Origin of the sequence: Bacteroides sp. L10-4 (assembly GCF_013373675.1) — a bacterium.
In the GTDB taxonomy this organism is placed as follows: domain Bacteria; phylum Bacteroidota; class Bacteroidia; order Bacteroidales; family Bacteroidaceae; genus Bacteroides; species Bacteroides muris.
The window spans coordinates 1-21,795 of sequence record NZ_JABXJH010000016.1; the positions used below are offsets into that span (position 1 = coordinate 1).

15 protein-coding genes and 1 riboswitch are annotated in these 21,795 nt (G+C 49.3%); of the genes, 9 read left to right on the plus strand and 6 right to left on the minus strand.

Features of this window, described 5'->3' with window-relative positions; translation table 11 throughout:
- Window positions 1-323: 323 nt before the first annotated feature.
- Window positions 324-2,213 (plus strand): alpha-L-fucosidase, encoded by a 1,890-nt coding sequence (locus HU824_RS07130; protein ID WP_176468484.1) that lies wholly within the window; start codon window positions 324-326, stop codon window positions 2,211-2,213.
- 264 nt (window positions 2,214-2,477) lie between these two features.
- Here HU824_RS07130 and HU824_RS07135 read toward each other — a convergent pair whose 3' ends face one another.
- Window positions 2,478-3,347: a mechanosensitive ion channel family protein gene (locus HU824_RS07135; protein ID WP_246866899.1), complete on the minus strand. Its 870-nt coding sequence runs from the start codon at window positions 3,345-3,347 to the stop codon at window positions 2,478-2,480.
- A gap of 102 nt (window positions 3,348-3,449) precedes the next feature.
- Window positions 3,450-3,545, plus strand: a riboswitch (TPP riboswitch).
- A 36-nt stretch (window positions 3,546-3,581) separates the two neighbouring features.
- Between HU824_RS07135 and HU824_RS07140 the strand changes: the two genes are divergently transcribed.
- The 3 genes from HU824_RS07140 to HU824_RS07150 are packed head-to-tail and all read left to right on the plus strand — an operon-like array spanning window position 3,582 to window position 7,130.
- Window positions 3,582-5,894, plus strand: coding sequence for a TonB-dependent receptor (locus HU824_RS07140; protein ID WP_176468485.1), 2,313 nt, complete (start codon window positions 3,582-3,584; stop codon window positions 5,892-5,894).
- The gene (gene pnuC / locus HU824_RS07145) at window positions 5,894-6,514 is read left to right on the plus strand and encodes a nicotinamide riboside transporter PnuC (RefSeq protein ID WP_176468486.1); all 621 of its coding nucleotides are present in this window, start codon (window positions 5,894-5,896) and stop codon (window positions 6,512-6,514) included. Before HU824_RS07140 ends, pnuC begins: the two co-directional genes overlap by 1 nt.
- Before the next feature lies 1 nt (window position 6,515).
- A complete protein-coding gene (locus HU824_RS07150; protein ID WP_176468487.1) occupies window positions 6,516-7,130 on the plus strand; it encodes a thiamine diphosphokinase in 615 nt (204 codons plus the stop codon).
- A 51-nt stretch (window positions 7,131-7,181) separates the two neighbouring features.
- Here HU824_RS07150 and thrC read toward each other — a convergent pair whose 3' ends face one another.
- From thrC to thrA, 3 genes are all read right to left on the minus strand, one after another.
- A complete protein-coding gene (gene thrC, locus HU824_RS07155; protein ID WP_176468488.1) occupies window positions 7,182-8,483 on the minus strand; it encodes a threonine synthase in 1,302 nt (433 codons plus the stop codon).
- Window positions 8,484-8,553: 70 nt separating this feature from the next.
- Complete coding sequence (locus HU824_RS07160; protein ID WP_176468489.1) at window positions 8,554-9,813, minus strand: cofactor-independent phosphoglycerate mutase; 1,260 nt, start codon at window positions 9,811-9,813, stop codon at window positions 8,554-8,556.
- Window positions 9,814-9,833: 20 nt separating this feature from the next.
- A complete protein-coding gene (thrA, locus tag HU824_RS07165; protein ID WP_136009762.1) occupies window positions 9,834-12,266 on the minus strand; it encodes a bifunctional aspartate kinase/homoserine dehydrogenase I in 2,433 nt (810 codons plus the stop codon).
- A gap of 448 nt (window positions 12,267-12,714) precedes the next feature.
- Between thrA and HU824_RS07170 the strand changes: the two genes are divergently transcribed.
- A complete protein-coding gene (locus HU824_RS07170; RefSeq protein ID WP_176468490.1) occupies window positions 12,715-13,752 on the plus strand; it encodes an asparaginase in 1,038 nt (345 codons plus the stop codon).
- 10 nt (window positions 13,753-13,762) lie between these two features.
- Here the strand turns inward: HU824_RS07170 and HU824_RS07175 are convergent, their stop codons facing one another.
- Window positions 13,763-14,305 carry a carbonic anhydrase gene (locus tag HU824_RS07175; protein ID WP_136009760.1) on the minus strand — a complete coding sequence of 181 codons (543 nt, stop codon included), beginning with the start codon at window positions 14,303-14,305 and terminating at the stop codon, window positions 13,763-13,765.
- A gap of 120 nt (window positions 14,306-14,425) precedes the next feature.
- Here HU824_RS07175 and radA point away from each other — a divergent pair, with 120 nt between their 5' ends.
- From radA to HU824_RS07195, 4 genes are all read left to right on the plus strand, one after another.
- Window positions 14,426-15,793, plus strand: a complete 1,368-nt coding sequence (gene radA / locus HU824_RS07180) for a DNA repair protein RadA (protein ID WP_176468491.1) — start codon at window positions 14,426-14,428, stop codon at window positions 15,791-15,793.
- Window positions 15,794-15,798: 5 nt separating this feature from the next.
- Window positions 15,799-17,379, plus strand: coding sequence for an NAD(P)/FAD-dependent oxidoreductase (locus tag HU824_RS07185; protein WP_176468492.1), 1,581 nt, complete (start codon window positions 15,799-15,801; stop codon window positions 17,377-17,379).
- Between the two features lie 67 nt (window positions 17,380-17,446).
- Entirely contained in the window at window positions 17,447-18,058 is a 612-nt protein-coding gene (locus HU824_RS07190) for a response regulator transcription factor (RefSeq protein WP_136009757.1), read from the plus strand.
- A gap of 263 nt (window positions 18,059-18,321) precedes the next feature.
- Window positions 18,322-20,730 carry a TonB-dependent receptor gene (locus HU824_RS07195; RefSeq protein WP_176468493.1) on the plus strand — a complete coding sequence of 803 codons (2,409 nt, stop codon included), beginning with the start codon at window positions 18,322-18,324 and terminating at the stop codon, window positions 20,728-20,730.
- A gap of 1 nt (window position 20,731) precedes the next feature.
- Here the strand turns inward: HU824_RS07195 and HU824_RS07200 are convergent, their stop codons facing one another.
- Window positions 20,732-21,787, minus strand: coding sequence for a hypothetical protein (locus tag HU824_RS07200; RefSeq protein WP_176468494.1), 1,056 nt, complete (start codon window positions 21,785-21,787; stop codon window positions 20,732-20,734).
- Window positions 21,788-21,795 lie beyond the last annotated feature (8 nt).

Consider the following 21,795-nt stretch of genomic DNA (forward strand, 5'->3'; position numbering starts at 1 on the left):
ATTGACAACCTGTCTTTACCAGGTAAAATATAGCGTTCCAAATCAATCGCAAATCATATTTTCGCTTTCTTTCTTGCAGGTTCAATACTTTTGTTATATATTGCCAATCGGTTTCCGTTAAATCTGTATGATACATCTTTTTTTAAGTTTGGTCGCTTCAAAGAAAGAAATAATCTGGCGGATACGGAAACCTCTTTAGAAAAAGATTTCAGGCATTTTTAAACAGGCTCTAAATAAAATTATTAATTTATCCATTATTTTTTGCTATATTTGTATTCGTAATACATAAGTCTTTTGTGAACCCTTCAATTAATTAAATTATCATGAAAAAATTTATTTTTTACATTGCCTTAACTGTAACTTCGGCTATACCTGCGAGAGCGCAACAATATTTTGAAAAGCATGTGGTATTTCCATCAGGAGCTACCCTTGAACAAAAAATAGATATGGCTTCAAGACTCATACCCAGCAAGCAACAGTTGGATTGGCAACAAATGGAGTTGACAGCATTTCTCCATTTCGGAATTAATACCTTTACAGGTCGAGAATGGGGAGAAGGGAAGGAAGACCCATCTTTATTCAATCCCACATCTTTGGATTGTGAACAATGGGTAAAATCTTTGAAAGAAAGTGGTTTCAAGATGGCCATCATTACCGCCAAACATCATGACGGCTTTTGTCTGTGGCCTACTAAAACTACCCAATATTCCGTAACTTCTTCACCATGGAAAGAAGGAAAAGGCGATGTGGTACGCGAATTACGTAATGCCTGCAAAAAATACGGATTGAAATTTGGTGTTTATCTTTCACCATGGGACCGTAATGCTAAATGCTATGGACAAGGTGATATTTATAATCAGTTTTTTATTAAACAACTCACAGAATTGCTCACTAATTATGGTGAAGTACATGAAGTGTGGTTTGACGGTGCTAATGGTGAGGGACCGAACGGAAAGAAGCAAATCTATGACTGGGCTGCCATCGAGAAGACAATCCGCAGTTTGCAGCCCAAAGCCGTAACTGCCATCATGGGCGACGATGTGCGTTGGGTTGGCAACGAAAAAGGGATTGGCCGTGAAACAGAATGGAGTGCCACGGTACTTACTCCTGGTATTTATACACACTCCGAACAAAGGAATAAGGAGATAGGCATTTTTAACCGTTCAAAAGATTTGGGAGGTAGAGAGGTACTGGCACGTGCATCGGAACTTTATTGGTATCCTTCAGAAGTAGATGTATCCATCAGACCAGGTTGGTTTTATCATGCAGACCAAAATGAGCAAGTAAAGCCATTGTCACATTTAGTGGATATTTATTTTAAATCGGTAGGATATAATTCTGTATTGCTACTGAATATACCACCTGACAAACGAGGATTGATTCATGAAACAGATCGTCTCCGGTTGAATGAATTTGCCAGTTATCTGAAAAATACGTTCAATGACAATTTCCTGAAAAAGGGAAACTCATATTGGCAGGCTTCCTCTGGAGAATCAAGAGAATTTACAGTTCAGACAAACGCACTGGTCAATACTTTTATGCTTCAGGAGGATATAGCAAAAGGGCAACGAGTAGAAGATTTCCTATTGGAAGGATGGATGGACAATGCATGGCATAAACTGGCAGAAGGCACCACCGTAGGCTATAAACGCCTGATACGTTTTGATTCATGCCAACCGGAAAAAGTAAGACTGACTATTCGTTCGGCACGAGGCAAAGCCAATTTTCTAAATGCCGGACTATTCTATGCACAACCACTCTCGAACACTAATGCCAAAGTGAAGTTGGGTAATGTGCCAATTTCTCAATACCACATCGTTGGTGATGACAAAGAAGCCGGTAAAGCCATAGACGGAAATCTTCAGAGCGTTTGGCGTACAGAGGGATTGATTCCATTGGTGGTTGACTTAGGCAGTGAAACAGAAATTACTGGTTTCAGCTATGCCCCTGCTACCGATGAAAACTTAGATGGAACAATCTACAAATATAATTTTTATGTAAGTAATGACGGTAAGAAATGGACAAAATGCATTACCCATGGTGAATTCAGCAACATCATGCACAATCCTGTACCTAATGTCGTACAATTCGAAAGAAGTTATAACGGCAGATATTTCAAATTAGAGCCGCTGATGGAAATCAATGCAAAGAATTGCACTTCTATTGCGGAAGTCGGCATATTTGCTTTGACAGTTTTGCAACAAGCTTTATAACCTGGGAGATAAAGGGAACCCTTGAGCAATAAATAGAGGGAAATGAATGGGCACAAAATAAAACCTAGAGCCTGTTTCCCCCTTTCTATTCGTTACATAGCTCGCTATGCTCCCAAAAAATGCTGAATAAGATTAAAACAGATTCTTAGAAGCACGAAGGCGAAAAACTAAAATCATATTAGCTTTTCGCCTTCAAAAAACACGAAGAGCAATCAAGATTTGTATTCCTTCTTTTGCTCGTCACATAGCCCACTATGCTCTTAATCACTCTTTCGCCTGATGCACCGTAAGTTGTGGGAACGGGAAGCCGATGCCCTCTTCGTTGAATACGGAGTAAACCTTCTTGTTCATATCAAAATATACGTCCCAGTAGTCGCCACTCTTTACCCAGACACGGATTACTACATTCACGCTGCTGGCATCCAAGGCATGAAGGGCGACAAACGGCTCGGGAACATTCAGGATACGGCTGTCTTCGGAGATGATACGACGCACGGTGCTTTCCACCTTATCATAATTTTCACCGTATTCCACCCCGATTACCCAATCTACACGACGCGTATCCTCACGGCTGTAATTGGTCACCGTCCCACTGCTCAACGCGCCATTGGGGATATAAATCACCTTATTATCGGCTGTGGTCAAAATCGTATGGAAGATTTGGATTTCACGTACCGTTCCGGACACGCCCTGACTTTCAATCCAGTCGCCTACCTTGAAAGGACGGAACAACAGCACAATCAATCCACCCGCAAAGTTCTGCAAGTTTCCGGAAAGTGCCATACCAACAGCCACACCGGCAGATGCCAACAAAGCTGCAAATGAAGTGGTCTCCACTCCCAACTTGCCGACAACGGCAATAATCAGCAGAACGGTCAGCAAGATATTGGCCAAACTTTTCACAAAACTCTGGATACTGGCATCCACACGCCTTTTTTCCAATAATCTCGCCAGCATTTTCCGGAGAAGGGATATCAAGAATCGCCCCACCACAAAAATGATGACAGCCCCAATGATGCGCCCACCGGCATCCACACTCCAATTTATCAATTGCTGAAGAAATATTTGCAGTTTGCTGAAACCATCGTCAGCAGTTTGGATGGCAAAAGTTGCCATGAATAAGGATAATAACATAACTATACTTTTTTGAAATTAAGCGTACAAAATTAACAAATAACTCAGGTTTTCGTTCACTTAGCTTGTCTTTTTCGACGGAACTCCCTACTTTTGCCCTCGATTTCAACTAAGGGGTGCCCTAATACGACGGGCTGAGATTATACCCATTGACCTGATCCGGGTAGTGCCGGCGGAGGGAAAAACGAGAAAAGTCTCCCCTTTTCTGTATTCATCTAAACGAAACAATTGCAAATGAAAAGACATGCAATGGCAGCCTGCCTCCTAATGGCAGCACTGAGTGTTTGTGCGCAGACACGGGAACAAGACAGCCTGCGGGTGGTGAACCTGCAAGAAGTGGAGGTCATCTCCACGCGTGCCACCAGCAGCACACCGGTGGCATTCACCAACATCGGAAAAGAACAACTGAAAAAACAGAATTTCGGACAAGATTTGCCGTATCTGTTGAGCATGACGCCCTCCGCCATTACCACCAGCGATGCCGGTGCGGGAGTAGGTTACACCACGCTGAGGGTCCGCGGCACAGACGGCACGCGCATCAACGTCACCGCCAACGGCATCCCCATCAACGATGCCGAGAGCCACACGGTGTTCTGGGTCAACCTGCCGGACTTTGCCTCCTCCGTCAAAGACATGCAGGTGCAACGCGGAGCAGGGACCTCAACAAACGGAGCTGGGGCTTTCGGTGCCAGCATCAACATGCAGACGGGTGATTTCTCCATGGAACCCTACGCAGAGTTCAACGGTTCCTACGGCTCCTTCAATACACACAAGGAAACGGTGAAAGTGGGAACAGGACTCATCAATAATCATTGGTCGTTCGATGCACGGCTCTCCAACATCAGCACGGACGGATATATAGACCGGGCGTCCGTGAGCTTGAACTCCTATTACCTGCAAGGAGGATATTACAATGACAATACCTCCATCAAGCTGATAACCTTTGCCGGCAAAGAACGCACTTACCACGCATGGAACTACGCCAGCAAGGAGGAGATGGAACGCTACGGACGGCGTTATAATTCCTGCGGCTTCATGTACGCCACCGACCGGGAAGGCAACGTGTACGGCAAAGAATATTATAAAGACGACAACGGAGAGAAACATTACCTCACGAACGAAGGAGGCGCCCTGCACTTCTATAACGACCAGACCGACAACTATACACAGAAGAACTACCAACTGCTCCTCAACCACAACTTCACTTCACAATGGAATCTGAATATCGGCCTGCACTACACCAAAGGCGACGGATACTATCAAGAATATAAAGGTGAACGCTCCTTGGCAGAGTACGGTATGTCGCCTTTCGAATACAATGGCGGCAAGGTAGAAGTAAGCGACCTTATCCGCAAGAAGGCAATGGACAACTGGTTTGGCGGCGGAATCTTCTCTGTAAGCTACAAAGCCGACCGTCTGCATGCCTCGCTAGGCGGTGCACTGAACCGCTATGACGGCGACCACTTCGGCCGGGTGCTTTGGGTAAAGAACTATATCGGCCACCTGAACCCCGACCACGACTACTACCGCAACAACGCCACAAAGAACGACGGAAATATTTATCTGAAAGCCAATTATGAACTGGTAAGCGGCCTCAGCGCCTACCTTGACCTGCAATACCGCCACATCAACTACAGGATAAACGGACTGAACGACAAGTACAACTGGACTGCCGCTACTCCGGGAATGCAAAAATTGGACATTGACGAAGATTTCGACTTCTTCAACCCGAAAGCCGGACTGTCCTGGCAACTCAACCGTAATCACCGCTTGTACGGTTCGTTCAGCGTAGCCCATAAAGAGCCGACACGCAACAACTACACCGACGGCTACTTCACCGAATATCCCAAGGCTGAGCGCTTGTTCGACTACGAACTGGGATATACCTTTGCCAACTCATGGCTCCATGCAGGTGCCAACTTCTACTATATGGATTATAAAGATCAGCTGGTACTGACGGGAGAGCTGAACGAGATAGGCGAAGCCATGGCCAGCAACGTGCCCGACAGCTACCGCATGGGTATCGAATTGATGGCAGGCATCCGGCTGGAGTGCGGTATCCAATGGGACATCAACGCCACGCTAAGCAAAAACCGTGTGCAAAACTTCACCGAGACACTCTACGAGAACGAAGAAGTCGGGTCTGAGGCATGGGGCGTCAAACACGGGGATACCCCCATCGCATTCTCTCCCGACTTCATACTGAACAACCGCCTGGGATATATGTTCAAAGGATTCGAGACCTCGTTGCAGTCACAATATATCAGCAAGCAATACATGAGTAACGCCAAGCAAAAGGAGTGTACGCTGGATGCTTATTTCATAAGCAACCTGAACTTGTCTTATACCTTCAAGTTGCCTAAAGTAAAGTCGGTAACCGTAGGATGCACCATCTACAATCTGTTCAATGAAGAATACGAGAATAACGGATACGCAGGCAGCGGATACTACCGCAACGATAAAGGAGAAAAAGCCCGCTACAACTATGCGGGCTACGCTGCGCAGGCGGGAAGGAATGTACTGGGACACATAGCTATTAATTTTTGATGGAACACGGTCTTGAAATCATAGGCACTATTGTCGGAATTCTCTACCTCTGGTTGGAATACCGGGCAAGCATTTATCTCTGGATAGCGGGCATCATTATGCCCGCCGTCTATATTTTTGTCTACTACGAGGCAGGGTTATATGCCGATTGCGGCATCAATATCTACTATCTGGGTGCCGCCATCTACGGCTGGACGATGTGGAAGTACGGAGCGTCCCTACGACGGACTATCCTGAAACGGAAAGGTGCGCCACAAAGGGGAGAAGACAAAAGAATAGAAGAACAAAAGCAGGAACTGCCCATTACCCACATACCGTCGCACTATCTGTTGCCGCTTACCGCCGTATTTGTCGTGGCACTCTTAAGCATTACCTGGATACTGATGAACTTCACGGACAGCAATGTGCCCTGGCTGGACTCCTTCACTACCGCACTGAGCATCGTTGGCATGTGGATGCTGGCACGGAAATATGTGGAACAATGGTGGGCGTGGATTGCAGTAGATGCCGTCAGCACCGGGCTGTACATCTACAAGGGGCTTGATTTTACAGCCGGACTGTATGCCCTTTACACAATTATAGCTATCTTTGGCTACTTCAAATGGAGAAAAATGATGTAAGATGGAAGCAGTAGTTCTGGCGAACGGGGAATATCCTGCCAATCCCCTGCCTTTGAAGATATTGGCAGAAGCGCCTTACGTGGTTTGTTGCGACGGTGGAGCGGACGAATACATCCGCCGGGGCAATACTCCCGACGCAATCATCGGCGACGGCGACTCCCTCAGTGATGAAAACCGCCGGAAGTTCGGGCATATCCTACATCGCATCAGCGACCAGGAGACCAACGACCAGACCAAAGCCGTCAACTTCCTGCTGGCGCAAGGCAAACGCCACATCGCAATCATCGGCGCCACGGGCAAACGCGAAGACCATACACTAGGAAATATCAGCCTGCTCATCGACTATCTCCGCGCCGGAGCCGATGTACGCACCTATACCGATTACGGTATTTTCATCCCCTGTCGGGGTACCCGCACCTTCCCAAGTCATCCCAGACAGCAAGTATCCATCATCAACTTCACCGCACGCGGCTTGCATGGCAAAGGATTGGTCTATCCTCTCAGCGACTTCACCAACTGGTGGCAAGGCACACTCAACGAATGCACCGATACGGAATTCACCATCGAAGCGGAAGGAGAATACTTGGTATTCCTCAACGATACCGTTCTCCGCTGATTCTCCTCCCTCTTCTCCCCACCTGGTACGAAGCAGAAAAAGTATACCGTCCTAGCGCGTCAGCAAATAGGCCTTGAAGTCTGCAAAGTCCTTCGGCATCGGCAGGCTCTTCTTCTCACCGCGCATAAAGGTCTGAAGCTTAGCAGGCATTTCTACGGCTTCACCGATAATCTTTTCGACCGTATCCTTGAATTTCGCCGGATGAGCCGTTTCCAGGAACACGCCCGTTTCGCCGGGTTTCAGTCCTTCGGCCAGGGCCCGGAAGCCGCAGGCTCCGTGCGGGTCGAGCAAATAATGGTCCTTCTTCCACACTTCCCGCATAGTTTCGGCAATCTGCTCGTCGGTATAAGCGGCACCGCTGATTTCGGCAGAAATGGCGGCATGACTGCCTCCATAAAGGTCGAGTACGCGGGCAAAGTTGCTTGGGTCGCCCACATCCATCGCGTTGGCAATGGTGGCGATGCTGGGACGCGGCGTATAAATGCCCGTCTGCAAATATTGGAAGAAAATATCATTGCGGTTGTTGGAAGCGATAAAACGCTCCACGGGAAGCCCCATACGCTTACCGAAAAGTCCGGCAGTGATGTTGCCGAAATTACCGCTGGGGACACAGATAACCGGTGAGGAGTCACCCTTCACTTTCTTCAATTGAGCATAGGCATAGAAATAATAGAATGCCTGCGGCAGGAAACGCGCCACATTGATGGAATTGGCACTGGTCAGTTGCAGGTGTTCGTTGAGTTCCCGGTCCATAAAAGCGGATTTGACCAGAGCCTGGCAATCGTCGAACGTGCCATCTACCTCAATAGCCATGATATTCTGTCCCAAGGTAGTGAATTGCTTCTCCTGAATTTCACTGACTTTTCCCTTCGGATAGAGCACATAGACGTGTATGCCTTCCACACCGAGGAAACCGTTGGCAACGGCACTCCCCGTATCACCGGAAGTAGCCACAAGAACATTAACTTGCTTCTTGCCCTCCTTCTTGATAAAGTACCCCAGCAAACGCGCCATGAAGCGCCCGCCTACATCCTTAAAGGCAAGCGTCGGACCATGGAACAGCTCAAGTGAATAAATATTCTCCGTCACCCAGACCAGAGGGACATCGAAACTGAGTGTGTCATAAACAATCTGTTTCAGCGTATCGGCAGGAACATCCTCGCCAAAGAAGGCATCGGCCACGCGATAGGCTATCTCCTGAAAGCTGAGCGTATCGATGCTATCGTAAAACTCTTGTGGCAGAGTTTTGATTGTAAAGGGCATGAAAAGCCCCTTGTCTGCGGCAAGCCCCTTTACCACGGCCTCTTCAAGAGTGGCTTCGGGGGCTTGTTTGTTGGTGCTATAATATTTCATTGCGGTATTTTTTTATTCACCACAGAGTCTCACAGAATTCTCTATAAATAAACCCCCGTGAAACTCTGTGTTACTCTGTGGTGGAACTCATAAATTCATTAATAAACTCGTCTTCTTTCATCAGTCCGTAACTGCCTTCACAGGCTGCCACTTCATCAAATGTCCGTACTTCGTCAGCCTCGATACCCGGATGCCAGATGAGGAACGGAATAGGTTCGGCCGTATGCGTACGGAGCTCGCAGGGAGTGGGATGGTCGGGCAATACGGAGATGGCAACGGGTTCCTCCCAATCCTTCACAGCCTCATAGATAGGACCTACGGCACGGCTGTCCAGATTCTCAATCGTCATAATCTTCAAGGAGACGTTTCCTTCATGACCGGCCTCATCACTAGCCTCGATATGCAGGTAGACAAAATCATCCGTCCGCAATGCATCGAGGGCGGCAGCCACCTTATTCTCATAGTTGGTATCATAAAGCCCCGTCGCACCTTCTACGGTGATGCGCCGCAATCCGGCATAGTAGCCGATACCGTTAATCAAATCCACGGCAGAAATCACTGCACCACGCTTCACCTGCGGGAACTTGTCTGAAAGGCGCTCCATCTGCGGACGATAACCAGGGCTCCATGGCCAGATGCTATTGGCAGGGTCCTTCCCCTCCGCCTTCCGCTTCACGTTGACCGGATGGTTTTCCAGCAACTCTTGCGAACGGAGAATCAAATCGTTAATCAAGTCGGCAGTCTGCTTCGGAGTAAGTGCTGCCTCTCCTTCGGGGACTGTAATGTTTTCCGTACCCTCCATCGGCTTCACCATCAACGGACGGAAAGGCTTCAAGGGGACATCGTGGGGCGGTGTGCAGTCAATGCGCTTGTCCCCTCCCTTTATTACCAGCAGATGGCGATATTGCACGCCCGTATGGAAACACACGCGGTCGTCGCCCAGATGCTCCTGAAGGTATTTCACCAACACATCCGCTTCCTCTGTGGTGATGTGCCCGGCAGAATGATTCCGGATATCGTCTCCCTCGATGCAGATAATATTGCAGCGCATCGCCATCTCACCCGGCTGCAAGTCCACACCAATGCTCGCCGCCTCCAACGGACCACGGCCTTCATACACCTTCGGCAGGTTATAGCCCAGAACGGACATATTCGCCACCTCACTGCCGGGATGAAATCCATCGGCCACTGTCACCAGCCTTCCCACACGTCCCATACATGCCAGCTTGTCCATATAGGGCGTTGCAGCCGCCTGTATCAAGGTCTTGCTTCCCAGAGCCTTCACGGGCCAGTCGGCCATACCGTCACCTAATATAATGATGTGTTTCATCTTTCTATTTACCCTTGGGATTAAACGTTTGCAATGCTCATAATATCCGCAAATACCCCTGCAGCCGTTACACCCGCACCGGCTCCGTAGCCTTGTATCATCATCGGATATTCCTTATAACGTGCCGTGGTCAGCAGGATGATGTTATTGCTGCCCTCCAGACCGTAGAACGGATGGTTGGCACAGACTTCCTGTAAACCGACGGATGCCTTGCCGTTTTCCAGTTTGGCTACGAAACGCCAATGCTTGTTCTCGGCTTCCAACACCTTGCGGCGGGCTTCGAAATCGGCATCGAGGCCCGGCACTTTCTTCCAGAAGTCATCCAGGGAGCCTTCAAAGAAGTCATCGGGCACAAACAAGTTCTTCTCCACATCGCTCTGTTCCAAACGATAACCGGCCTCGCGTGCCAGAATCACCAGTTTGCGGATAACATCCTTTCCACTGAGGTCGATACGCGGATCGGGCTCGGAGTAACGTTCCTCTTGTGCCATCTTGATGGTCTTGCTGAAAGGAATGTCTGCACTGATTTTATTGAAGATGTAATTCAACGTACCACTCAGCACTGCTTCAATCTTCAATATCTTGTCACCGCTATGGATAAGGTCGTTAATGGTATTGATGATAGGGAGTCCGGCGCCTACATTCGTTTCAAACAAGTACTTCACACCGCGTTGGCGGGCAATCTGTTTCAGTTCACGGTAGTTCTCGTATTCAGAAGAAGCGGCAATCTTATTGGCAGCCACTACCGAAACATTGTGCAGCAACAAGTCCTTGTAAAGGGAAGCCACGCCTGCACTTGCCGTACAGTCCACAAAGACAGAGTTAAAGATGTTCATACCGATAATCTCATTGCGCAACGTTTCCAGGGAACTGTTCTTTCCTTTCTCCCGCAGCTCTTCACGGAAACGTCCCAAATCGAAACCTTCGCGGCTGAACATGGCCTTGTTTGCATCGGCGATACCCACTACATTCAGTTGCAAGCCGTTCTCCTGCATCAACTTCTGGCGCTGGCTGTGAATTTGCTCTATCAGGCTGCCGCCTACGGTTCCTATACCGCAGATAAAGAGATTCAATACCTGATATTCTGACAAGAAGAAAGAATCATGAATAACATTCAGCGATTTGCGCAACGACTTGTTGTCCACAACAAACGAGATGTTGGTTTCCGAGGCACCCTGCGCACAGGCAATTACATTGATACCGTTACGTCCCAACGTACCAAACAATTTTCCGGCAATACCCGGCGTATGCTTCATGTTCTCGCCTACGATGGCCACAGTAGCCAGATTCTTTTCCGCCTGAATGGGGGAAATCTCTCCCATCTCGATTTCCTTGGCAAACTCCTCGTTCAGTACCTCGCAAGCCAAGTCGGCATCCGCATTGCGCACACCGATAGAGGTTGAATTCTCTGAAGAAGCCTGGGACACAAGGAACACGCTGATGCCGTTCTTTGCCAACGCCTTGAAGATACGGTAGTTCACACCGATAACACCTACCATACCAAGGCCTTGCACTGTAATCAGGCTCGTATCGTTAATGGAAGAAATACCTTTGATGGCCTTACTCTGCGGATTGGAAGCCTCTTGCTTGATAACAGTTCCTACCCCCTCCGGATTAAAGGTATTCTTTACCAGAATGGGAATATTCTTGTGGCAAACCGGATAGATTGTCGGCGGATAGACAACTTTCGCACCGAAGTTACAAAGCTCCGTAGCTTCCACATAGCTCAATTCATTGATTGTGTATGCCCCGGAAATCACACGCGGATCAGCCGTCATGAACCCGTCCACATCCGTCCAGATTTCCAGACTGTCGGCATCCAGCGCGGCAGCAATGATTGCCGCTGTATAGTCGGAACCACCTCTACCCAGATTTGTCACCTCGCCCGTCATCTTGTCTGTGGCGATAAAACCCGGAACCAGCACACGCTTGGGCAGGCTGCTGAATGTCTCACGTACCAGCGAATTGGTCAAGTCCGTATCCAGTACATGCTTGGAATGCTTCTTTTCCGTCTTGATAAACTTACGCGAATCAAACCATTCAGCCCCCGTCAACTGGGCAACAATGATGGATGAAAGACGCTCGCCATAGCTCACAATGGTATCGGATGTCTTCTGCGAAAGGTCTTTTATCAGATAAATACCCTGGAAGATGTCCTTCAGCTCGTTGAGCAGCTCACCAATCTGGCGCTGCAAGACAACCTGCGCCTCGCCTGCCGGAATCACTTCCTTTATCATTTCCACATGACGGTGGACAATCTCCCGAAACTCATTCTCGTAAGAAGCATCACCGACTGCCGCCATCTTGGAAGTGTTAATCAACTTGTCCGTGATGCCGCCCAATGCGGACACTACCACGATAACCGGTTCGTCAACTGCTTCTACAATTCTCTTGACGCTCAAAATACTGTTCACGGAACCTACGGACGTTCCGCCGAATTTCATTACTTTCATTTCTCTTTATATTGTTGAGATGGTTGATACAATGTGTCGGAAACAAGCTGCTACAGCTTGCATTGACTTTAATTAAATGGAAAAACTGCTTAAAAATGGTGTAACACGTAGAAACACAAAATACTATCCCTAACCCCTAAGGGTCATAGTCCACATGGATGTGACTGTATGCAGATAGTACTTGTTCATTGTCTCTTGTTTCTATCGTTTATGATAAGTGTTGCAAAAGTAACAATAAAAACATTCAATATATCACTTTTTACGACTTTTTTGCGATAAAAATATAGAAAGGCTCTAAAAAGGCAAGATATATGCACAACTTCCGGCTTACACTTTCACACTTTCCATACCTTTTTTCTGTATATCCGTCCATTCTTTTCTAACATTTTGATACTATTATTAAGATAAATCATTATATTTGCATGAAAAATATGAAAGAAAAGTGCGCATGAACCCAGAAAACACTTCCGTTTTGCTAATATACACCGGCGGAAGTATTGGAATGATAGAGAATACAGAGACCGGTGCTCTGGAAAGCTTCAATTTCGAGCAGTTGCAGAAACATGTTCCCGAGCTTCAGAGGTTTGCGTTCCGTATCGACACTTATCAGTTCGACCCGCCCATGGATTCTTCGGACATGGCCCCCGATGCCTGGCGTAAACTGGTACGCATCATCAGCGACAACTACGACCGGTATACGGGTTTCGTCATTCTGCATGGCACAGATACGATGGCCTATACTGCATCCGCACTCAGCTTCATGCTCGAGGGACTGAACAAACCCGTTATCCTGACCGGTTCACAACTGCCCATCGGCGTGCTCCGTACAGACGGCAAAGAAAACCTACTGACCAGCATCGAGATAGCCACCGCCTGCCACGCCAACGGACGGCCCATCGTGCCCGAAGTCTGCATCTTCTTCGAAAACCACCTGATGCGCGGCAACCGCACCACCAAAATGAACGCGGAGAACTTCAATGCTTTCCGTTCCTTCAATTATCCGGTACTCGCTTCCGCCGGTATACATATTAAATATAATAATGTGCAGATTCATACGCACGGCACTCCCCGCGAACTGGAGCCTCACTATCTGCTCGATACCAACATCGCCATACTGAAGCTTTTTCCAGGTATTCAGGAAAATGTCGTGGCAGCCATACTTGCCACTGAAGGACTGAAAGCCGTAGTCCTCGAAACCTACGGTTCCGGCAACGCTCCCCGAAAGGAATGGTTCCTACGCCGCCTGCACAATGCCTGCGAACAGGGAATCATCATTGTCAATGTCACCCAATGCAGCGCCGGCACCGTTGAAATGGAGCGTTATGAAACCGGTTACCAACTGATGCAGGCAGGAGTTGTCTGCGGATATGACAGTACGACGGAATCTGCCGTAACCAAGCTGATGTTCCTCCTGGGGCACGATTATCCGCCTGCCGAAATACGCGAACTGATGGGACGGCCGCTGGCAGGGGAAATTACCGTGTGAAGCACAACCATCACCGCACCGGGGTCAGTTCTCCCGTCACAGAATCTATTATGAAACCGCTGACATTGATGTCATTCGGTATCAGCGGATGATTGATAATGGCTTCCACCGTACCTTTTACCGATTTCTCCGTATCTTCGAATCCATATAACCAGGACTCAAAATCCACTCCGCAGAAACGAATCATATCAATCGTCTCCTGCTTGATACCTCGGGTCTTCATATGCTCTATCATCTGGGCACTGCTCATATGGCACGCGCCGCAATCGGAGTGGGCAATCACCATAACTTCCGTCACTCCCAACTCATAGATGGCCACCATCAGACTACGGATGACGCTGCCAAACGGATGCGAAATGATTCCACCCGCATTCTTTATCATCTTCACATCGCCGTTCTTTATGCCCAAAGCGGCCGGCAGTAAAGCGGTCAAACGGGTATCCATACAAGAGAGGATGGCAATCTTCTTATCCGGGTATTTATTCGTGATGTATTTCTCATACCCCTTTTCGGCTACAAAACGTCTGTTATATGCAAGAATATCTTCTATCATGGCTTTTATGATATGTTATTGTTTTCTACCCACAAAAATAAAAAAACTCTATGGGAGTCTGCAAGCCCTGCATCGAAAAATTGTACCTTTGGGCAATCATTTTAGAAGGAATGCTCAATTATGGCTAAAGAAAAGACGGTTTATGTATGCAGCAACTGCGGGCAAGACTCTCCCAAATGGGTAGGCAAATGCCCGTCGTGCGGAATGTGGAACACGTATGTGGAAGAGGTGGTGCGGAAAGAAGTGGTGAACAAGCGTCCCGTATCGGGCATAGCAACTGCCAAGGCCAAACCCGTCACCCTCCATGAAATTGTGGCCGATGACGAGCCGCGTATCGACCTCCATGACGCCGAGCTGAACCGGGTACTGGGCGGCGGTCTTGTACAAGGCTCTCTTGTACTGATTGGCGGCGAACCGGGCATCGGCAAATCCACCCTGGTGCTACAGACCGTACTCCGCATACCGGAGAAACGCATCCTTTATGTATCCGGTGAAGAAAGCACCCGCCAGTTGAAACTGCGTGCCGACCGCTTGACAAACACTTCCAGTGACTGCCTCATCGTGTGCGAAACTTCCTTGGAACAGATTTACGTCCACGTCAAGAACATTCGTCCGGACATAGTCATCATCGACTCCATACAGACGATTTCTACCGAAACCCTCGAATCCTCGCCGGGGAGCATCGCTCAGGTGCGGGAATGTTCCGCTTCCATCCTGCGCTTTGCCAAGGAAACGCATACGGCGGTCATCCTCATCGGGCATATCAATAAGGAAGGCAGCATAGCCGGTCCCAAGGTACTGGAACATATCGTGGATACCGTACTCCAGTTCGAGGGCGACCAACATTATATGTACCGTATCCTACGCAGCATCAAGAACCGCTTCGGAAGTACCGCCGAACTGGGTATCTACGAAATGCGGCAAGATGGATTACGACAGGTAAGCAACCCCTCCGAACTGCTGCTGAGCCAGGACCATGAAGGCATGAGCGGCATAGCCATTGCCTCGGCGATAGAAGGCGTCAGGCCGTTCCTCATCGAAACGCAGGCATTGGTCAGCAGCGCTGTATATGGCAACCCGCAACGTTCTGCCACGGGATTCGACATCCGCCGCATGAATATGCTGCTGGCCGTATTGGAAAAACGTGTAGGCTTCAAGCTGGCACAGAAAGACGTGTTTCTCAACATTGCCGGAGGACTGAAGGTGAACGACCCTGCCATAGACTTGGCTGTCATCAGTGCCATACTTTCCAGCAACATGGACACAGCCGTAGAGCCGGAGGTATGCATGGCGGGAGAAATAGGTCTGTCTGGCGAAATCCGTCCTGTCAACCGCATAGAGCAACGTATCGGAGAAGCAGAAAAACTTGGATTCAAGCGATTCATACTTCCCAAGTATAACATGCAAGGACTGAACACGAAAAAGATTAAAATGGAATTGATACCGGTGCGGAAGGTGGAAGAAGCATTCCGTGCCCTATTCGGATAATCATTATGATACAAGAATACCAACTGCGCGTATTGCCCGAAGTTGCGGCAAACGAGCAACGCCTGAAAGACTACCTAGTACACGAAAAAGGCCTGAACGCACGGGAAATAACAGCCACGCGCATCCTGAAGCGCAGTATCGATGCCCGTCAGCGGACTATCTATATCAATCTCAACGTGCGGGCATATCTGAACGAGATGCCGAAAGAGGACGAATATCAACATACCCCATATAATAATGTAGAAGGAAAACCGCAAGTGATAGTGGTGGGAGCCGGTCCCGGAGGACTCTTCGCCGCCCTGCGCCTGATAGAGCTCGGTCTGCGCCCCGTCATCGTGGAACGCGGAAAGGACGTGCGGGAACGCAAGAAAGACCTGGCGCAAATCGGCCGCCGACAACTCGTCAACCCGGAGTCCAATTACAGCTTCGGAGAGGGAGGCGCCGGCGCCTACTCGGACGGCAAGCTGTACACACGCAGCAAGAAGCGCGGTAATGTAGACAAGATTCTGAACGTCTTCTGCCAACATGGCGCCTCTACTTCCATACTGGTAGATGCACATCCGCACATAGGTACGGACAAACTGCCGCGTGTCATCGAAAACATGCGGAACACCATCATCGAATGCGGTGGCGAAGTTCACTTCGAGACACGCATGGACGCCCTGCTCATAGAGAAGGATGAAGTCAAAGGCATTGAAACGAATACCGGCAAGACCTTCCTCGGCCCGGTGATACTTGCCACCGGCCACTCCGCCCGGGACGTATACCGCTGGCTTGCCGCCAACAATATAGAGATTGAAGCCAAAGGCATTGCCGTAGGCGTACGACTGGAACACCCCGCTGCCTTGATAGACCGGATACAATATCATAACCGGAACGGACGGGGAAAATATCTGCCCGCCGCCGAATACAGCTTTGTAAACCAGGTGGACGGACGGGGAGTATACAGTTTCTGCATGTGTCCCGGCGGTTTTGTCGTGCCCGCTGCCAGCGGTCCCGAACAGATTGTAGTCAACGGAATGAGTCCCAGCAACCGCGGCTCCCGTTGGAGCAATTCGGGAATGGTAGTGGAGTTGCGACCGGAAGACATAGAGCACGACAGTGCGGCTAATTGTCAATTGTCCACAGTCAATTCTCCATTAAGCATGATGTACTTTCAAGAATATCTGGAGCGCCTCTGCTGGCAACAAGGCAATATGAAGCAGACGGCACCGGCGCAGAGAATGGCAGACTTCACTAAGAAAAAATTGAGTTACGACCTGCCAGAAACTTCGTATGCACCGGGATTGGTTTCCTCACCTCTCCACTTCTGGATGCCTTCTTTCATTGCAGAACGCCTGAGCAAAGGTTTCCAGCTATTCGGAAAATACAGCCACGGTTTCTTGACGAACGAGGCGGTAATGATTGGAGTGGAAACGCGTACATCAGCACCGGTACGCATAACAAGAGACAAAGAAACGTTGCAACATATACGCATAAAAGGCTTGTTCCCTTGCGGAGAAGGCGCCGGATATGCCGGAGGCATTGTGTCTGCCGGAATTGACGGCGAACGGTGTGCGGAAGCGGCAAAGGCCTTCTTCGGCTGAGACACTGTTTTGATTTTCTTTTCGTTCATAAAAATAATCCGTACTTTTGCAGAAACAAAAAACGAGAATGACTCCTGAAATAGCAATCGTCGACTCCAACACCCTCTCATGCCTGGGACTGCAGAACCTGCTGGAGGAAATCATCCCGACAGCCGTCATCCGCTCTTTCCGTTCCTTTGGTGAGTTGATGGATGATACACCTGACATGTATGTGCATTACTTCATCTCTTCACAGATTTACTTCGAGCATACCGCTTTCTTTCTGGAGCGCATGCCCAAAACCATTGTGCTGGTCAATGGTGAAACCGTTCCCCAACTGTCGGGCATGCCGACGCTGAACATCTATCAGGACGAACAAAACTTGGCAAAGAACATCCTGCAACTGCGCCAATACGGAAACCAATACAGACAAAACCACGAAAAGCCGGCACCTGCCAGACACTCGGATATGGCAGTAAATACAGCTGCCGGACACGACCTTTCCGCCCGGGAAATAGAAGTACTGGTGCTGATTATCAAAGGACTTATCAACAAGGAGATTGCCGACAAACTGAACATCAGCCAGACTACCGTCATCTCACACCGCAAGAATATCACCGAGAAGCTGGGCATCAAGTCCGTATCCGGGCTGACTATCTATGCAGTCATGCATGGATATGTGGAAGCCGACAGAATATAATCCTACAACCGGAATACATCAGAAGCGGAGTTCTTCAGAAAGGCTCCGCCCCAATCAATATACTTATATGTTAAAACTTAATCGTTCCGTCATGGGGTAAAAATCGTTCCACCATGATGGAACGATTTTTACCCCATGACGGAACGATATTTTCTATGTGATGGAACGATTCATGATTGGCACTCCAAGAACGAAATCCTAATAAATGAGGATTGCCTCTTCCACAAGAATCCCTTTACTTTGCAAGCGCAAAAAAACAGTTTATGAACAGACATAGAATTTTAGCCGGTGTCTTCTGCCTTTTGGCAACCGGCAATGTACTTGCCGAAGAGGCAGACACTTTGAAAGTGGTGGATGTGGAGGAAATAACCGTCATTGCTGCCCCAAAAGAGAACCGGAAACTGCGCGAGCAGCCCGCTGCCGTCACCCTGCTTTCGCAACAAGACATGCAGAACGCACAAGTAAACTCCATCAAGAATCTGACGTCCGTAGTGCCCAATATGTTTATCCCCGACTACGGCTCGCGACTGACTTCGGCTGTCTATATCCGCGGCATAGGTTCGCGCATCAACACTCCCTCGGTAGGACTTTACGTGGATAACATTCCTTATATAGACAAGTCGGCCTTCGACTTCAGCTACGCCGACGTGGAGCGCATTGACGTGCTTCGCGGTCCGCAAGGCACGCTCTACGGACGCAATGCCATGGGCGGGCTGATAAAGGTACACACCAAATCCCCCTTCTCCTACCAAGGAACGGACTTCCACGTGGGGGCAGGCACGCACAATGCCTATAACACCTCGTTGACCCACTATCACCGGCTTTCGGAACGGTTCGCCTTTTCTGCCGGAGGATTCTACGACTACCAAGGAGGATTCTTCCGCAACACGGTGAGAGACGAGAAAGCCGACAAGGGGCAATCGGCAGGCGGACGCTTCCGTGCCATCTACCTCCCCTCGGACAACTGGAAGGCAGACCTGAACATCAACTACGAATACAGCGACCAAGGAGGATATCCCTACTTTTACCTGGGCAGTCTGGCCCCTGCCGGACAGAAAGAGGAACTGAAACCCTACATCGGCAAAATCTCCAACGACGAGGCAAGCAGTTACTACCGCAACCTGCTGAATGCCGGACTGAACCTGGAATATCAAGCCCGTAACTTCACTCTGAGTATGGTCACCGGCTATCAATACCTCAAAGACCGCATGTTCATGGACCAGGACTTCAGCCCCGCCAACATCTTCAACATCGAGCAGAGGCAGAAGATGAACACCCTCTCCGAGGAAGTTGTCCTCAAGTCGAGGCCCAACCGCCGCTGGCAATGGACTACCGGTGCCTTCGGATTCTATCAATGGCTGCACACGGACGGACCGGTCGTGTTCCACAAGGAAGGCATCGACCAGGTGATAGAAGGAAACGCGAACAATGTATTCGCCGGGCTTTCGGGAGCACCGGACATGCACCTGACCATCAACGACCAAAGCATGCGGGTAAGCGGCAGTTTCGACACACCCACACTAAGCGGAGCCATCTTCCACCAGTCCACCTTCAACGACCTGCTGACAGAAGGACTGTCCGCTACAGTCGGCCTGCGTCTGGATTATGAAAAGATACGGATGGACTATAATTCAGCCTCTACTCCTACCGATTTCGACTTCAAGGTGACGGTCAACAAACCAGGTATGCCGTTCCCTATCGTCATTGAGAACGCCTCGCCGCTGAGAGGCAATGCAGCCTATCAGGGAAAGGAGTCGACGGACTACGTACAGCTGTTGCCCAAATTCGCCCTGCAATACGAGTGGAGTAAAGGGAACAATGTATATGCCACCGCAACCCGAGGATACCGTTCGGGGGGATACAACATACAGATGTTCTCCGACCTGATTACCGGCGTATTGAGCAATTCGATGATAGACGCCATCGCTGCGGACGAGAACCTGAAGATGATAAACCTGATGATTGATGTGAACACCATCAAACAAAAGGTACCGGAAGTACGTGAAGCAACCCGCTACAAGCCCGAATATACCTGGAATTACGAGGCAGGTATGCACCTCACGCTTTGGGAAGACCGTCTGCTGGCCGATGTCTCCGCTTTCTATATGGACACCCGCGACCAGCAAATATCCAAATTCGCAGAAAGCGGACTGGGACGCATTACTGTAAACGCCGGGAAAAGCCGGAGCTACGGAGCCGAAGCAAGCCTGCAGGCTGCCCTGACCGACGCGTTCACGCTGAATGCCTGCTACGGATATACATACGCCACCTTCAAGGAGTACGTCGGCAATGCCCGTATCAACGGAGAACTCCAGGAAGTGAGCTACAACGGCAAATATGTACCGTTTGTCCCCAAGCATACCATGAACGTGGGCGGGCAGTACATCTTCCGCATCCGTCCGGGACGCTGGCTGGACCGTATCCGGTTGAGCGCCAACTATACCGGCGCCGGACGTATCTACTGGACGGAAGAGAACAACGTGAGCCAAGCCTTCTACGGCACGCTGAACGGACGCATCAGCTTCCAGAAAGGGCATGGACAGATTGACTTCTGGGTACGTAATGCACTCGACAAAGATTACGCCTCCTTCTATTTCGAGAGTATGGGAAACGGATTCATGCAGAAAGGACGTCCCGTGCAGGCAGGGATAGAACTGCGATGCAGATTCTGATTTATTCATTAATCGCTCCGCAATGCGGGCAGACTCCTTTTTCCCTCAGTTTCTGCCCGCATCTGCCGCAACGATAGCGTGAAGCCAGCAGCGAAACACGAAGCCTTTTGAAGAATACCCATACAAAAGCAGCCAAAAACAAGTATCCGACATAGATGGATGTAGCAAGGATAAAGAAGAAATAACAGAAGATGCAGCAGGAGGCCAGCCCCAACAGATAGAATACGGCGGCTGCCGGTGAAAGCTGGCGGAACAAGTCATCGAGCACTGCCAGCAATACCACAATGAACAACCAGAAACCCATCAGAAAAGCAGAAAGCACAAGCGGCACCTTGAACGGAGACAAAGTAGGATTGAAGTAGAAGTGCTGCCACGTTTCCGGCGCAAAAACCTGAACAGACTCATAAATAGTGGCACAAGACGCCATCAGCAAGCATAGCAACAACGGATAGAGACTGTCTATGTCATTGAAGTACACCATCTTCAACTGCTTGCGCCGGAAAGCATGGAACAGCCAGACCGCCACGAACAAGGCAAAAATCATGATGAAATAAGAGACATGGGTATCACTGAACAAGTAGATGGCCTGCGAAATACTGTCCGTAGGAATAAAAGCATGCAGCATCTCGGACTCCCTCAGCCATCCCTGCACCTCCTGCGAATGGGCAAGCTTCACCCATACACTGTCCACGCTGTCGGCAGGGTGGATGGCAAACTCCGCGACAACCACGCGGTCTCCCCGATGAAGCATGTTATAGCAGTCTTTCACGGGCAGGCAAGCCAAATTCACGGAATCCGCCAGCACTTCCAGATTGGCGTTCCAGGTATAATGCCGCTCAAAAAGACAAGTCAGCGAATCACGCGTTTCCTTAGACAGATTCTCATCTTCAAGATTAGGACGGGGATAATGGCAGGAAACTAAAGCTATGAAGCATGAAAAATAAAGAATGAAGAACAGGAGAGGACGCAGTGAGCGCAAAGGATGCTTGTCTCTACCCGCTTCCCGGCACCGGTCATTTGCCAGCCTTTTATTACATTTCCGTTCCTCACTACTCATTTTCAAGC